Source organism: Hyphomicrobium album (genome assembly GCF_009708035.1).
Lineage (GTDB): Bacteria > Pseudomonadota > Alphaproteobacteria > Rhizobiales > Hyphomicrobiaceae > Hyphomicrobium_A > Hyphomicrobium_A album.
The window spans coordinates 2,317,065-2,331,471 of sequence record NZ_WMBQ01000001.1; the positions used below are offsets into that span (position 1 = coordinate 2,317,065).

The following is a 14,407-nucleotide window of genomic DNA, read 5'->3' on the forward strand; positions in this document are numbered from 1 at the left end:
GCACGCCAAAGGCGGCGAAGATGACTGAGGTCGACAAAACCATGCTCGCCGCCGGCGACCGCCTATTCGAGCGGCGCTGGCAGCTTTTGAAGAGCGCGCCGGCGCTCGAATTCCTGCCGCCGGCCGACCGGCCGGAGATCGCCTTTGCCGGCCGCTCCAACGTCGGCAAGTCGAGCCTCATCAACGCGCTGGTGCGCCAAGGAGGCCTGGCGCGCACTTCCAACACCCCGGGGCGCACCCAGGAGCTCAACTATTTCCGGAGCGACGCCGATCCGCTCTTCATCGTCGACATGCCCGGATACGGCTACGCCAAGGCGCCGGTCGACAAGGTCGCCGCGTGGGGCGAGCTCGTCACCGACTATCTCCGAGGCCGCACCACGCTTGCCCGCGTATTCCTGCTTATCGATGCGCGGCACGGGCTGAAGCCAACCGATCAGCAGGTCGCCGACATCCTCGACGAAGCCGCAGTGACCTATCAGGTGGTGCTGACCAAGGCGGACAAGATCAAGCCGCATGAGCTCGAAGCCGTGACCGAGGCGACGGCGAAGGCGATCGCCAAGCATCCGGCGGCGTTCCCGCATGTCATCGTGACCTCGGCGGAGAAGGGCCTCGGCGTCGACGAGCTGCGCGCGACCATTGCCGGCATCCTCGCCGACCATCGCTAGCCCTGCGCGCTAACCCGTTAGCATGCGCCCGACCGCATCGAACGCGCCCTCGCCGAACTTGGCGAGCAGGCCACCGGCGACGGCGGCAACACCCCAACCAACCCAGCGGCCGGCGACCCTCGCGTAGTTGGTGCGCACGCGCACCGTGATCACCTGGTCGGGCAGCGCTGTCTCGGCCGCGAGCCCATCGGCGCTCACCGTGCGTGCCGAGATGATGAGCTGCAAGCGCTTGCGGCCCGGCTCGCGCGGCGTCACGTGCCAGCGCCAGCTGGCGAAATCATCGGCCGACAGCAACATCGCCTTTTCGATCCACTGCGTCTCGGGCGATGCCGTCTCGATGAAGAAACCGCCGTCGGGGGCGCGCAGGCGCACCGACATGGCCTTCGTCACCATCACCTCGTGCTGGTAGGCAGCGCCGCCGCCCTGCAGCCCTTCGGCCAACGCCTGGACGTCGGCGCGCGCGACGCGCACCTCGATCATCGCGGCGACAGCGACGCGCATGGAGCGCGGGATATTCTCGACGAGCTGCCCGATCTCGGCGCGCGGCGTGACCGGGCGTGCGCCGGCGTTGCCCGGCCGCACTTGCGATGCCACGGCCGGGGCGCCGCGGCGATCCAGATGGAACCCGGCGCCAGGTGCAGCTTGCGCTGGCGGCGCCCCGCGCCCGCCCGATCCCACGCCCATGGGCATCGGCGGCGCGGCGTTGTCCTCAGGCCACGGCGCCAGCGGCGGGGGACTGGGGCGAGCCTCGCCACCGAATGGCGATGGCATGGGGGGCGGTGGAGGCGGCATAGGCGGCTGCGCCACGCGGTCGGCAAAACGGCGCGGGGGCGCCGGTGCAGGCGAGGGGGGCGGCGCCCAGCTGTCGTGGGGCGCGGGCGCCGGAATGGGCGGCGGAAACGGCGCCGAGGCGGGCCGGGGCGGTTCGAACCCGACATATTCCTCGGGGCCCGGCTGAAGCTCGAATGCGGGTGAAGCATGCTCGGCGTAGTGATCCGCTTGCACGGGCGCTGACGGCTGAAAGGGCGCCTGATGCTCATATGCCGGAGCCTGCTCCACCTCGAGCTCATAGTGCTGCTCGGCGTGCGCAGGTTCGTAGGCCGCCGGATGCTGCGGCTCGGGCTCGTAGCGCGCTGGATCGGGTGGCGGAAGTGCCCGTTGGGCTGGCGGCTCGTAACTGTAGTCCGACAGGTCACGATCCTGCTCGGGCTCAGGATATTGCTCTTGCCCAGCACCCGGGGGCTGTGTCGTCTCGCGCCGCGCGGGCATGCCGGTGCGCGACTGCACGCGCTCGCGCGCCCCGGCGAGGATCGCTTCGGCATCGGGCGCCGGAACTGGTCTCGACGACTGGGCGGCAGCAGGCGACGACTCAGAAGGCTTGCTCTGTAGCGCGCGGATGGCGCCCTCGAACGTGAGCCCCAACGCGCTGAGCACCTGCGCGGCGCCGCTCTTGCCGTCGCCGACGATTGCCGCCAGTACGATGGCACCGTTGATTTCGCGCCGGCGTCCGCCGCGTGCGGCGGCGGCGGCGGCCTCCAGGATGCGGCGGAAGTCGGCGGCAACTGCGAGTTCGCCGGTCTGACCCGGCGATCGCACCGGCAGGACTGCGAGCCTGCCATCGACCTCGGCCGTAAGCTCCGCGACGTTGACGTTGCTCGCCGCCAGCACCAGCACCGCGTCGGGATCGTCGCAGAGAGCCAGCAGCATGTGCTCGAGCGTCACCTCGGCATGCCCCTGGTTGCGAGCATAGTCGCTCGCCCGCGCCAGCGAGGCCGCGAGCCCGGATGACATGGCAATGCGGCTCAAGCCGTCGGCGATCATGAACGAACTTCCTCGAAGTCAGCAGCGGCGCCGGCGTGCGCGACGTGGCGCATCCGGTTGAGTTGAATAGCGCACTTAAGACGGCTTTTTACCAGCCGAATGTGGGCGAATTCCGTTGCTTTTTGGCGGCTTGCCGTCACGGCTCTTAACAGCTTGAGCTTAAAGGCCTGGGGACTTGGCGACGCGGCTCCCGGAGGTGTAAGAGCTGGCCTTCAGTTGTGCAGGCGTACATTGTCGGATCCCGGCCCGCAGCCGGAAGAATGAGAAACTAGGCCAGGAATATGAAGCCGATCACGACGCCGCTAAGTGCCCCAGCGGCCAACGAGCCCGAGCCGTCACCGCATGTGCAGGCGCGCATCCTGGCCGAGGCGCTGCCGCACCTCATCCGCTACGACGAGCAGACGGTGGTCATCAAGTTCGGCGGCAACGCGATGGGCGACGCGGCGCTTGCCGACGCCTTTGCGCAGGACGTGGTCTACCTGAAGCAGTCCGGCGTTAACCCAATCGTCGTGCACGGCGGCGGTCCGCAGATCGCCTCCATGCTCAAGAAGCTCGATATCTCGTCCGACTTCGTGCACGGCCTGCGGGTCACCGACAAACCCACCGTCGAGGTCGTCGAGATGGTTCTGTCGGGGCTGATCAATAAGGACATCGTCTCGGCCATCAACCGGCAGGGCGGCAAGGCCGTCGGCATCAGCGGCAAAGACGCCAACCTGATGATCGCCAAGAAGATCACCGAGCTGCCCGATCCGGAATCGAACCTGATGAAGGCGGTCGACATCGGCTTTGTAGGTGACCCCGTCGAGGTCAACCCGCACATTGTCGATGTCATCTCCAAGTCGGACTTGATCCCGGTCATCGCCCCGGTCGGCATCAGTCGCGACGGCGAGACGCTCAACATCAACGCCGACACCTTCGCCAGCGCGCTGGCCGCGCGTATGAAGGCCAAGCGCCTGTTGCTGCTGACCGACGTCGCCGGCGTGCTCGACAGGGACAAGAACCTCGTCACGCAGCTCACCATCGAGGAGGCGCGCCAGCTCATTAAGGACGGCGTCATCTCAGGCGGCATGATCCCGAAGATCGAGGGCTGCATCGAGGTGGTCGAGGCGGGCGTCGAGGCCGTCGTCATCATCGACGGGCGCGTGCCGCACTGCGTGTTGCTCGAGCTGTTCACCGCCCACGGTGTCGGCACCTTGCTTGGCCGGGCGCGGCGCAAGGCCAAGGGGCTCAGGGAATGAGCGCTGCCCGCCAGAGCGGCAGGGCGCCGGCGCTGCGCTTTGATGCGGAACAATCGTCCAAGGCCCGGCGCGGGTTCGATGCGACGCGGGTATGGATCTTCGATCTCGACAACACGCTCTACCCGTCGACCTGCAACCTGTTCGCCGAGGTCGACCACCGCATGGGCGCGTTCATCTCCCGGCATCTCGACGTGCCTTTGGAGCACGCGCGCTACTTGCAGAAGCGCTACTACCACGACTACGGCACGACTCTCACCGGGCTGATCCAGCTGCACAAGATCGATCCGCACGCCTTCCTGGAGTTCGTGCACGACATCGATCTGGCGCCCCTGAGCGAAGCGCCGGAGCTAGCGACCGCCCTCGCGGCGCTTCCCGGCCGCCGCATCATCTTCACCAACGGCTCGCGCCGCCATGCCGAGCGCGTCGCCGAAAAGCTCGGCGTGCTGCATCTCATGGAAGACATCTGCGATATTGCCGCCTGCGAGTTCGTCGCCAAGCCTTCCCCCGACGCCTTCAAGCGCATGACCGATCGCCACGGTGTGGCGCCCAGCGACGCTGCGATGTTCGAGGACATGCCTCACAATTTGGAGGCGGCCCATGCGCTCGGCATGACGACTGTGCTCGTCCACTCGGATTACCAGGACCACCCGGCGCAGCAGCAGATGAAGAAATGGCGGGGGCTGCCCGAGCACATTCATCATGCTACGGATGACCTGACCGCCTTTCTCGCGACATTGGCCCCCAAACCCAACTCCTAAAGCCGAGCCCATGCAGAGGCCGCGCCAGACCGCCGATCTAGTCGCCCTGCTGGCCCGCGTGGCCAAGCAGGATCGGAGCGCATTTTCCGAGCTTTATCAGGCCACCTCGGCGAAACTCTATGGCGTCGTCTGGCGTATCTTGCCCGCCAAGGACCGCGCAGAGGATGTGCTGCAGGACGTCTACGTCAGGATTTGGAACCGGGCATCGAGCTTCGATGCTTCGAAAGCCTCTCCCATTGCCTGGATGGCGACGATCGCCCGCAACCGCGCCATCGACGAGGTCCGGCGGCGCGCGCCGGTGTCGATCGAGGACGCACCCCAGGCGCTCGACGTCGCCGCCGAGGGGCTCGATCCCCTTGCCGCTACGCAGCAGAGTGAGGAGCTGCAGCGACTCAACGAATGCCTAAAGGCGCTGGAAGGCGATCGCCGCGAGATCGTGCTCCTCGCCTACTACACGGGCCTCAGCCGCGACGAGATCGCCCAGCGGTTCGGGCATCCGGTGGGAACGATCAAAGTCTGGCTGCATCGCAGCTTGGCGCAACTCAGGAAGTGTCTCGGGTCATGAGCGACGCTGAAGACATCGACATGCTTGCCGCCGAGTACGCCCTCGGCACGCTTCCTGCCGGCGAACGGGCGGCGACGGCGATGCGCGCGCGCGATGATGTGGCGCTTGCCGCGGCCATCGAGGCCTGGGAGCGCCGCCTCGGACCGCTCGCCGAGACGGTTGCGCCGCGCGACGCGCCTGCGGGCGTGTGGGAAAAGATCGAAGCCCGCGTCGCGGCCGGTGGCGATGGCAACGTCGTCAACATGGAACGCCGGCTGCGCCGCTGGCGCACCGCGGCGATTGCCGCTTCGGCGCTCGCAGCGTCGCTCATCCTGTTCGTCGGCCTGCGCGAATTTGCGCAACCGAAAGCCGACAGGACGCTCGTCGCCGTGCTGCAGAAGGACCCGCAGTCGCCGGCCTTCCTCGTGTCGGTCGATCTCGACAAGCGGCAATTGACCATCCGCGCGGTCGCCGCCAAGCCCGAGCCCGGCAAGAGCTACGAGCTATGGCTGGTGCACGATGACCTGAAGACGCCGCGCTCGCTGGGACTCGTCGGCGCACAGCCGGTCACCGTATCGCCGACGCTCGCCGCCTATGCGCCGAACGTCATCGAGGACGCGACGCTCGCCGTCAGCCTCGAGCCGCCGGGCGGCTCGCCCACGGGCGCGCCGACCGGGCCGGTGCTGTGGAGCGGCAAGCTGCTGCAGGCCCCGCAATAAAAGCAAAACGCGGCTGAAACCGCACGAGCAGCCCTCCGTATCTAGTCCATCGCCCCGCAAGAGGGGGCCGAACTAGAACGGAGGAAGTCCCATGATTAGCCTGTTGAAGAAGTCCGCGACGCTGATCGCCGGCGCCGCTGGCCTTGCGGTCGTGTGCGGTTTGTCGCTCACGCAGCCGTCGTTCGCCGAAAAGACCGTGATGGTCGGCGGCGCGGCGATGTATCCGTCGAAGAACATCATCGAGAACGCTGTCAATTCGCAGGATCACACCACGCTCGTCGCCGCAGTGAAGGCGGCTGGTCTCGTCGACACGCTGTCGGGGCCAGGGCCATTCACGGTGTTCGCGCCCACCAACAGCGCGTTCGAGAAGCTCCCCAACGGGACCGTCCCGACGCTGCTGAAGCCCGAGAACAAGGGCAAGCTGACCGGCATCCTCACCTACCACGTCGTCGCTGGAAAGCTGACCGCGCAGGACCTCTGGGACATGGTCGACAAGATGGGCGGCAAGGCCGAGCTGAAGACCGTGAACGGTCAGTCGCTGTGGATCAAGAAGGCCAGCGAGAAACACCTCGCCGTGTATGACCCGGCTGGTCACGCTGGCCGCATCACCATCTCGAATGTGCTGCAGTCGAACGGCGTCATCCACGTCATCGACAATGTCGTGCAGCCGAACTGAGGATTGCTTGGCTTGGCGGGCGCGCGTCACCCTCGGCGCCCGCCGGTCTACGCGACGCCCGCGGGTCCGGCTTCACTGAAAGCGCGGGCCGGGCCTGTGAGGAACAACGCAGAAATTGGGATCGGCCGGGGCAGGTAATTTGCCACCACCCGCTTCGGCCGGTCTCTTTTCACAAATCAGCGTGTGGAATGGGCCTTTAGCATGGCCACTTCACTTGCCATGCTCAGGCGCCAAGGGCGCCCGGCGCGAGCGCCGGCCATCAACTAGCGCGACGCCGCCGTAGACAAAGCTTTTCGCAACTGATGTCACCAAGAGAACTTCAGCGCGTCGGGACGGGCTTCTCGCCGCGATAGTCGTAAAAGCCGCGCTGCGTCTTGCGACCGAGCCATCCGGCTTCGACGTACTTCACGAGTAGCGGGCATGGCCGGTACTTCGAATCCGACAGGCCCTCGTAGAGCACCTGCATCACCGACAGACACGTATCCAGGCCAATGAAATCGGCAAGTTCCAGCGGCCCCATCGGATGGTGCGCGCCGAGCTTCATCGCCTTGTCGATCGCCTCGACGGTGCCGACGCCCTCATACAGCGTGTAGACCGCCTCATTGATCATCGGCAGCAGGATGCGGTTGACGATGAAGGCGGGGAAATCCTCGGAGACCGCGACTTTCTTGTTGAGGCTCTCGACGAACGTGCGGGTCAGCGCGAACATGTCGTCGTCGGTGGCGATGCCGCGGATCAGCTCGACGAGCTCCATCAGCGGCACCGGGTTCATGAAGTGCATGCCGATGAAGTGCTCGGGCCGGTCGGTCGTCGAAGCCAGGCGCGTGATCGAGATCGACGACGTGTTCGTCGCCAGCATCGTGCCTGCTTTTAGGTTCTTGCAGAGGTCGGCGAAAATCTTGCGCTTGATGGCCTCGTCCTCGGTCGCGGCCTCGATAATGAGGTCGCAGTCGGCGAAGGCCTCGAAATTCGGCGCGTAGCTGATGCGCTTGAGAGCCGGCTTGACGTCACCTTCGGTGATGATCCCCTTCTCCGCCTGGCGCCTCATGAACTTCTCGATGGTGTGCACCGACTCGTCGACCTTTTCTTTCTTCAGGTCGTTGAGCGCCACCGAGTAGCCGCCCAGCGCGATGACATGCGCGATGCCGGTACCCATCTGACCGGCGCCGATGACGCCGACCTTCTTGATGACTTGTGGCGTTTTGTGTTCGCCTTTCGGCTTCTCTGCCGATTTGACTGCCACGTTCATGTCGCCAAGTCCTTCTGTCCCCGAGGCCCTTATGTCTTGTCTATTGGCCGGCCTTCTTCAGCTCCGCTTCAAGCTCCGGCAGGGCCTGAAACAGATCGGCGACGAGGCCGTAATCGGCCACCTGGAAAATGGGTGCCTCGCCGTCCTTGTTGATCGCAACGATGATCTTGGAATCCTTCATGCCGGCGAGATGCTGGATCGCGCCGGAGATACCGACCGCCATGTAGAGGTCGGGGGCCACGACCTTGCCCGTTTGACCAACCTGCATGTCGTTCGGCACGTAGCCCGCGTCGACGGCGGCGCGCGACGCACCCACGGCGGCGCCCATCGCGTCGGCAACCGGCTCCAGGTACTTCTTGAAGTTCTCGCCCGACTGCAGGCCGCGACCGCCGGAGACGATTATCTTCGCGGAGGCGAGCTCCGGCCGATCCGACTTCGTGAGCTCGGCCTTCTCGAACGTCGACAAGCCGACAGCCGCCGGAGGGGAGACGTTCTCAATCGCCGCCGAACCGTCCTCGGCAACCGACGGGAACGCGGAGATGCGAACCGTGATGACCTTCTTGGCCTCGGGCGACTGCACCGTCTGGATGGCATTACCTGCGTAGATCGGCCGCTCGAACGTATCGGCGGAGACGACCTTGATGATGTCGGAGATCTGCATCACGTCGAGTGCAGCGGCGACGCGCGGCGCGATGTTCTTGCCGGTGGTCGTCGCCGGCGCGACGAAGGCGTCGTAGCTGCCCATCAGCGAGACGACGAGCGCCGCGGCTTCCTCGGCGAGGCCGTGCTCCAAGTGCGGCGCATCGGCGAGCAGCACCTTGCTGACGCCGTAGAGCTTGGCGGCAGCATCAGCGGCCGCCTTCGCGTTGCTTCCGGCGACGAGGACGTGGATGTCGCCGCCGATCTGCTTCGCCGCGGCGACCGTCTTACCGGTCGCAGCCTGCAAAGCGCCGTTGGTGTGCTCGGCCAGTAGAAGAATAGCCATCAGAGCACCCCGGCTTCGGCTTTGAGTTTTTGGACGAGCTCGGCGACGCTGCCGACCTTCACGCCGGCTTTGCGGCTCGCCGGCTCGGAGATCTTCAGGACCTTCAAGCGGGGTGCGATGTCGACGCCGAAGTCGTCCGGCTTCTTGGTGTCGAGCGGCTTCTTCTTCGCCTTCATGATGTTGGGCAGCGTGGGGTAGCGCGGCTCGTTGAGGCGCAAATCGGTGGTGACCACGGCCGGAACCTTGAGGCGAACCGTCTCGAGGCCGCCGTCGACCTCCCGCGTCACCACGGCGGCGCCACTCTCGAGCGTGAGCTTGGAAGCGAACGTGCCCTGCGGCCAGCCGAGCAGCGCAGCGAGCATTTGTCCGGTTTGGTTACAATCGTCGTCGATGGCCTGCTTGCCGAGGATGACGATATCGGGCTTCTCGGCCTCGACGACCCCCTTCAGGATCTTGGCGACCGCGAGCGGCTCGACGGGTACGTCGGGAGTCTCGACGAGGATGCCGCGATCGGCACCGATGGCGAGCGCGGTGCGGATCACATCCTGCGCTTTCGCGGGCCCGATGGAAACGACGACGATCTCGGTGGCGCCGCCCTTCTCCTTCAGCCGCACCGCCTCTTCGACCGCGATCTCGTCGAAGGGGTTCATAGACATCTTCACGTTGGCCAGGTCGATGCCAGAGCCGTCGGGCTTGACGCGAATTTTGACGTTGAAATCGACAACTCGTTTGACCGGCACCAGGATCTTCATGCCGTCGGCTCTCCAAGCGTTGTTTGGCGGTCTATCGACGTCTGGGATCTGTTGTGCAGCGCGATGACAAACCGCTGTGCTGCGCGAGAAACTCCCCGGTCGCAGGCCTCTCTTGATTATTCGCAAGTGCGAAATGAGAACCTACGGGCGCCGGGAACGCAAGTCAATTGGGCGGTAATTAACCGATCGTCAGCCGAACTTACTGTCTCGCCAGCAAAAACGCCGGTCAGCGCCTACGCCAACCGCATCCCCCGGTCGAACAGCGGAACGCCCGGACGGCGCATGAAAAGGATCAGCACTGCACCGGCGATCAGTCCGCCGATGTGCGCCCACCACGCGACCGGACCCATGTCCGGCATCGCAACCATAACGATCTGCAGAGCAATCCAAATGCCGAGCGCCAAGCCGGCCGTTATTCGCAAGGGAATGACCTTGAACGCGAGCACCCAGACGCCGACCCTCGGGTGCAGCATCAGGTAGGCGGCAATGACGCCCGCCACGGCGCCGCTCGCGCCAATCAGCGGCAGGTCGCTGTCGGGCAGCATCCAGGCGTGGAACAGCGCGGCGAACACGCCGCAAGCCAGATAGAAAACGAGGAAGCGCAGATGCCCCATCGCATCCTCGACGTTGTCGCCGAACACCCACAGGAACAGCATGTTGCCGACGAGGTGGAACACATCGGCGTGGAAGAACATGTAGGTGAGGAGCGTCGCCTCCTCGCCGATCGCATAGCCGTCCTCGGAGAATGACGACGGCGCCAGCAATGCGGTGCCACCCAAGAGCTCCCGCGGCGTCACCGCGAAGCTCGCCACCGCCGCGTGGCTGAGGCCGCTCACCTCGAGGAGGAAGACGACGATGTTGACCGCGATCAACCCGACCGTGACGTACTGAAAGGGAATGGACTTCAACGAGTTGTCGTCACGCAGCGGAATGAACAAGACGCGCCTGCCAGGTTTGAAAAACGCACCAACGCCTTAGCGATTCTGGCCGGGAACCCAGAGGACATCGCTCTTGCCGCGATCATTCACGTAGCGGCTGGCAACAAAAAGGAAATCTGACAGCCGATTGATATATTTCAGCGCCGCCGGCCCGACGGGCTCGTTGGGCTCGCCGGCGAGCGCGACCATCAGGCGCTCGGCGCGGCGCGAAATGGTGCGCGCCATGTGCAGCGCGGCAGCCGCGGGGGTTCCGCCCGGCAGGACGAACGAGCGCAAAGGCTTCAGCTCGGCGTTCATCTCGTCGATTTCTTGCTCCAGCCGCTTCACCTGCGCGTCGACCATGCGCAGCGGCTCGTACTCGAGCTTCTGACCGCGGTCGGGCACGCATAGGTCGGCACCGAGATCGAACAGATCGTTCTGGATGCGCAGGAGCATCGCGTCGAGCTTGGGGTCGGCATCGCCCAGGTGCAGCCGCACCATGCCGATGCTGGCGTTGGTCTCGTCGACCGTACCGTAGGCGTCGATGCGCAGGGAATGCTTCGGTACGCGTTCGCCGCTGCCCAGCGCCGTGGTGCCCTTATCGCCGGTGCGGGTGTAGATTTTGCTGAGTACGACCATGCGCGTTGCTTCCAGTGAAACCTGATGCAGCATATCGCAATCCGGCGCGCTTCGGGCAGCCGGCAGATGGGCGTCAAGAATAGTTATGGACGGCGACGTAGAGCAGGATGATGGCTATGGCGAGCGCCTGCAGGCCGACGCGCCAGCGCATCAGCTTTTGGCTGGTGTTCGGGCTTTTGCCGCGCGACAGGTTCCACAGTCCGAGGAACAGCACCAACACCACGGCCACGACGGCGAGCGTGGTCAGGTGATAAAGCACGGTCTCCATGGTCGTTCGATCTCCGTTCCAGGCCCATTCCTTAAGGCGTTGGACACCAAGGAGCAAACCGTATCTCAGCGCACCGGGCGGGGGCTTGCGGGCTCGTTGGCCGGGGCAATGAGTTGGCAAGTAACGGCGCGCCATAATTGCCGCAATTGCGGCCTCTGGTGATGCCGCCATTCGGCACCAAGGGGGATAATTGCCGTTGGATCGGTCCCGACTGACAACATACTCAAAGTCCTATCTGTTTGCCGGTGCGCTTGCCGGCCTCGCTCTGCTTGCCATGGTCTCAGCCGGCCGCGTCGCTGCGCAGGCCCCGACCAACGCGGATGAGGCCAAGAAAAAGCTCGAGTCGAAGCGCAACGAGCTGCAAGACGTCGAGCAGAAGACCAAGACGCTGCAGACCGACGTCCAGGGCCTCGCCGCCGAGCGCGAGCGCCTCAACTCGCGTCTCGTCGAAACCGCCGACCTCATCAAGAAGAGCGAGGCCCAGCTCACCTCTATCGAGACGCGCCTGGGCGAGCTGGACGAGCAGGAGCGCATCCTCAAGGGTTCCCTCAACCAGCGCAACGACCAGATCGCCAAGCTGCTCTCCGCCCTGCAGCGCATGGGCCGCAATCCGCCGCCGGTGCTGATCACCCAACGCGAGGACGCGCTCGAGATGGTGCGCAGCGCCATGCTCTTGTCCGCCGCCTTCCCCGAGCTCGGCAACCAGGCGAAGGCGCTCACCTTGCGCCTCAACGAACTCGTGCGCGTGATGACCGAGATCCGCACGCAGCGCGATCAGCTGCGGACCGAGATGACGCGCCTCAACGACGGCCGCACGCGGCTGTCAGGCCTGATGGAGGAAAAGCGGGTCACGCTCGACGAGCGCCAGTCCGAGCTGAAGCGCATGCGCACGGCGGCCGTCGACATCTCGCGCAACGTGAAGGACTTGAACGAGCTGATCACGCAGCTCGACAAGGCAGTGAAGACCAACACCGGTCTCGGCGCCTACGACGAGCAGCAGCAGAAGCAAACAGCGGCGAACATTACGCCGAATTCATCTTCCCCCCCGCAATCGCCGCCGCCGAACATTGCACCGAATTCACCTGCCGCCTTACCCGATAACCAAAAACCGCCACTCCCCGGCGCCGGGCCGGCGGCCCCTTCGATGGCTCCGTCAACATCCAAAGGTGTCAATGTCGTCGAGCTGAGCCCGGGTGCGACACTCGGAAGCCCAGGCAGAATCAAGCCTGAAATCGCCTTTTCCGACGCTACCGGGCGGCTTCCGACCCCGGCGCAAGGACGCCAGGTCTTGAGCTTTGGCGAAAAGACGCAGTTCGGCGGCCAATCAAAGGGTATTGTGCTCGAAACGCGCCAAGGTGCCCAAGTCACGTCACCATGCGATGGTTGGATCGTTTACGCTGGTGAATTTCGTAGCTATGGCCAACTCTTGATCATCAACGCTGGCGGCGGCTATCATATCCTGCTCGCGGGCCTCTCGCAGATCGATGTCCAACCAGGCCAATTCGTTCTCGCTGCCGAACCGGTCGGTACCATGAGCGGTTGGTCGCAAAAGCCCCAACCCGCTGCCACTAACAACGCCCCCGTCCTCTACGTCGAGTTTCGTAAGGATGGACGGCCCGTAGACCCCGACCCATGGTGGGTGGCGGGGCATCGAAAGGTGCAAGGATAATGCGCAAGACAGAATTCGCATTCTGGACGTTCCTCTTGATGACCGGCCTCGCCGGCGCCACCACGCTGTTGAACGTCACGCGCACGTATTCGGCTACCACCGAAAACTCTGAGCTCTTTCGACAGCTCGATCTGTTCGGCGACGTTCTCGAGCGGGTCCGCTCCGACTACGTCGAGAAGCCGGACGACACGATGCTGATCGAGTCGGCAATCAACGGCATGCTGTCCGCCCTCGACCCGCACTCGTCCTACCTCAGCCCCAAGAACTACCGCGACATGCAGGTGCAGACGCGCGGCGAGTTCGGCGGCCTCGGCATCGAGGTCACGATGGAGAACGGCGTCGTGAAGGTCGTCTCGCCGATCGACGATACGCCGGCTTCCAAGGCGGGCCTGCAGGCGAACGACCTCATCACCCACCTCGACGGCGAGCAGATCGTCGGCCTGACGCTGGAGCAGGCGGTCGAGAAGATGCGCGGCCCGGTCAACACGCCGATCAGCCTCACCATCGTGCGCAAGGGCGTCGACGATCCGTTCGACGTGAAGGTCACGCGCGACATCATCCGCATCAACGCGGTGAAGGCGAACAACGAGAAGGACGTCGCCTACATCAAGATCACCACCTTCAACGAGCAGACGCACACCAACCTGGTCAAGGCCATCGAGAACGCCAAGAAGACGATCGGCAAGGACCTCAAGGGCTACGTTATCGACCTGCGCAACAACCCGGGCGGCCTGCTCGACCAGGCCATCGCGGTCTCCGACGACTTCCTGGAGCGCGGCGCCGTGGTGCTGACCAAGGGCCGCAACAACGAGGAGACGCAGCGGGCCCAGGCACATCCGGGTGATCTGACCGACGGCAAGAAGATTGTCGTCCTGATCAACGGCGGGTCGGCCTCGGCATCGGAGATCGTCGCCGGCGCTCTGCAGGACCACAAGCGCGCCACCGTGGTCGGCACGCGGTCGTTCGGCAAAGGCTCGGTGCAGACCATCATCCCGCTCGGCGCCAATGGGGCGATCCGGCTGACGACGGCGCGTTACTACACGCCGTCGAACCGCTCGATCCAGGCCAAGGGCATTGATCCGGACATCATCGTCGAGCAGGACCTGCCGGACGAGCTGAAGAAGAAGGCGGAAAGCGTCGCCGAATCTCAGCGCGGCGAGGCGAGCCTGCGTGGCCACCTCCGCAACCCGGAGAATGGCAACAGCGAGGACGGCAAAGAGGTCAAGGAAGTGTCGGGCTCATCGGCCTACGTGCCGAAGGAGCCGGAGAAGGACAAGCAGCTGCAGTACGCACTGTCGTTCCTCCGCGGCACGGCGATCGACGCCAAGACCGCCGGCGCCACCGTCCCAACTCCGACGCCCGCCCCGGCCGCCAAGCCGGACGCGGACACCAAGGAAAAGGCCAAGAACTGATCTGGCCCTTTGCTCGAGCTACGTGATCGTGGATGGGCGCCCAACGGCGCCCATCTTCGTTTCTGCCCTCCCACGCGCCGACTAGGACCCGACCA

Annotated in this window: 15 protein-coding genes; 8 read left to right on the forward strand and 7 right to left on the reverse strand. The window is 65.1% G+C overall.

What is annotated here, in order from left to right:
- Window positions 1–20: 20 nt before the first annotated feature.
- Window positions 21–665: a ribosome biogenesis GTP-binding protein YihA/YsxC gene (yihA, locus tag GIW81_RS10980; protein WP_154739224.1), complete on the forward strand. Its 645-nt coding sequence runs from the start codon at window positions 21–23 to the stop codon at window positions 663–665.
- Between the two features lie 9 nt (window positions 666–674).
- On the opposite strand, the gene GIW81_RS10985 is transcribed toward yihA, so the two are convergent.
- Window positions 675–2,486 carry a Clp protease N-terminal domain-containing protein gene (locus GIW81_RS10985; protein WP_154739225.1) on the reverse strand — a complete coding sequence of 604 codons (1,812 nt, stop codon included), beginning with the start codon at window positions 2,484–2,486 and terminating at the stop codon, window positions 675–677.
- A 281-nt stretch (window positions 2,487–2,767) separates the two neighbouring features.
- Here GIW81_RS10985 and argB point away from each other — a divergent pair, with 281 nt between their 5' ends.
- From argB to GIW81_RS11010, 5 genes are all read left to right on the forward strand, one after another.
- A complete protein-coding gene (gene argB, locus GIW81_RS10990; RefSeq protein ID WP_154739226.1) occupies window positions 2,768–3,724 on the forward strand; it encodes an acetylglutamate kinase in 957 nt (318 codons plus the stop codon).
- Window positions 3,721–4,482 (forward strand): pyrimidine 5'-nucleotidase, encoded by a 762-nt coding sequence (locus GIW81_RS10995; RefSeq protein WP_154739227.1) that lies wholly within the window; start codon window positions 3,721–3,723, stop codon window positions 4,480–4,482. The genes argB and GIW81_RS10995 overlap by 4 nt, the downstream gene beginning before the upstream one ends.
- A gap of 10 nt (window positions 4,483–4,492) precedes the next feature.
- Window positions 4,493–5,047: a sigma-70 family RNA polymerase sigma factor gene (locus GIW81_RS11000; protein ID WP_154739228.1), complete on the forward strand. Its 555-nt coding sequence runs from the start codon at window positions 4,493–4,495 to the stop codon at window positions 5,045–5,047.
- A complete protein-coding gene (locus GIW81_RS11005) occupies window positions 5,044–5,745 on the forward strand; it encodes an anti-sigma factor (protein ID WP_154739229.1) in 702 nt (233 codons plus the stop codon). Before GIW81_RS11000 ends, GIW81_RS11005 begins: the two co-directional genes overlap by 4 nt.
- A gap of 91 nt (window positions 5,746–5,836) precedes the next feature.
- Window positions 5,837–6,421 (forward strand): fasciclin domain-containing protein, encoded by a 585-nt coding sequence (locus tag GIW81_RS11010; RefSeq protein WP_154739230.1) that lies wholly within the window; start codon window positions 5,837–5,839, stop codon window positions 6,419–6,421.
- A gap of 319 nt (window positions 6,422–6,740) precedes the next feature.
- Here GIW81_RS11010 and GIW81_RS11015 read toward each other — a convergent pair whose 3' ends face one another.
- From GIW81_RS11015 to GIW81_RS11040, 6 genes are all read right to left on the reverse strand, one after another.
- Complete coding sequence (locus GIW81_RS11015; protein WP_154739231.1) at window positions 6,741–7,670, reverse strand: 3-hydroxybutyryl-CoA dehydrogenase; 930 nt, start codon at window positions 7,668–7,670, stop codon at window positions 6,741–6,743.
- A gap of 40 nt (window positions 7,671–7,710) precedes the next feature.
- Window positions 7,711–8,655 carry an electron transfer flavoprotein subunit alpha/FixB family protein gene (locus GIW81_RS11020; protein WP_154739232.1) on the reverse strand — a complete coding sequence of 315 codons (945 nt, stop codon included), beginning with the start codon at window positions 8,653–8,655 and terminating at the stop codon, window positions 7,711–7,713.
- Window positions 8,655–9,407, reverse strand: a complete 753-nt coding sequence (locus GIW81_RS11025; protein ID WP_154739233.1) for an electron transfer flavoprotein subunit beta/FixA family protein — start codon at window positions 9,405–9,407, stop codon at window positions 8,655–8,657. Before GIW81_RS11025 ends, GIW81_RS11020 begins: the two co-directional genes overlap by 1 nt.
- Before the next feature lie 233 nt (window positions 9,408–9,640).
- Window positions 9,641–10,345: a rhomboid family intramembrane serine protease gene (locus GIW81_RS11030; RefSeq protein WP_154739234.1), complete on the reverse strand. Its 705-nt coding sequence runs from the start codon at window positions 10,343–10,345 to the stop codon at window positions 9,641–9,643.
- A 36-nt stretch (window positions 10,346–10,381) separates the two neighbouring features.
- Window positions 10,382–10,963 carry a cob(I)yrinic acid a,c-diamide adenosyltransferase gene (locus tag GIW81_RS11035; protein WP_154739235.1) on the reverse strand — a complete coding sequence of 194 codons (582 nt, stop codon included), beginning with the start codon at window positions 10,961–10,963 and terminating at the stop codon, window positions 10,382–10,384.
- Window positions 10,964–11,036: 73 nt separating this feature from the next.
- Window positions 11,037–11,231 carry a twin transmembrane helix small protein gene (locus tag GIW81_RS11040; RefSeq protein WP_154739236.1) on the reverse strand — a complete coding sequence of 65 codons (195 nt, stop codon included), beginning with the start codon at window positions 11,229–11,231 and terminating at the stop codon, window positions 11,037–11,039.
- A gap of 196 nt (window positions 11,232–11,427) precedes the next feature.
- On the opposite strand from GIW81_RS11040, the gene GIW81_RS11045 reads away from it, so the two are divergent.
- Together GIW81_RS11045 and GIW81_RS11050 are read left to right on the forward strand one after the other, a co-directional pair.
- Window positions 11,428–12,900 (forward strand): murein hydrolase activator EnvC family protein, encoded by a 1,473-nt coding sequence (locus tag GIW81_RS11045; RefSeq protein ID WP_229309145.1) that lies wholly within the window; start codon window positions 11,428–11,430, stop codon window positions 12,898–12,900.
- Window positions 12,900–14,312: a S41 family peptidase gene (locus GIW81_RS11050; protein ID WP_154739237.1), complete on the forward strand. Its 1,413-nt coding sequence runs from the start codon at window positions 12,900–12,902 to the stop codon at window positions 14,310–14,312. The genes GIW81_RS11045 and GIW81_RS11050 overlap by 1 nt, the downstream gene beginning before the upstream one ends.
- The last annotated feature ends 95 nt before the right edge of the window (window positions 14,313–14,407 follow it).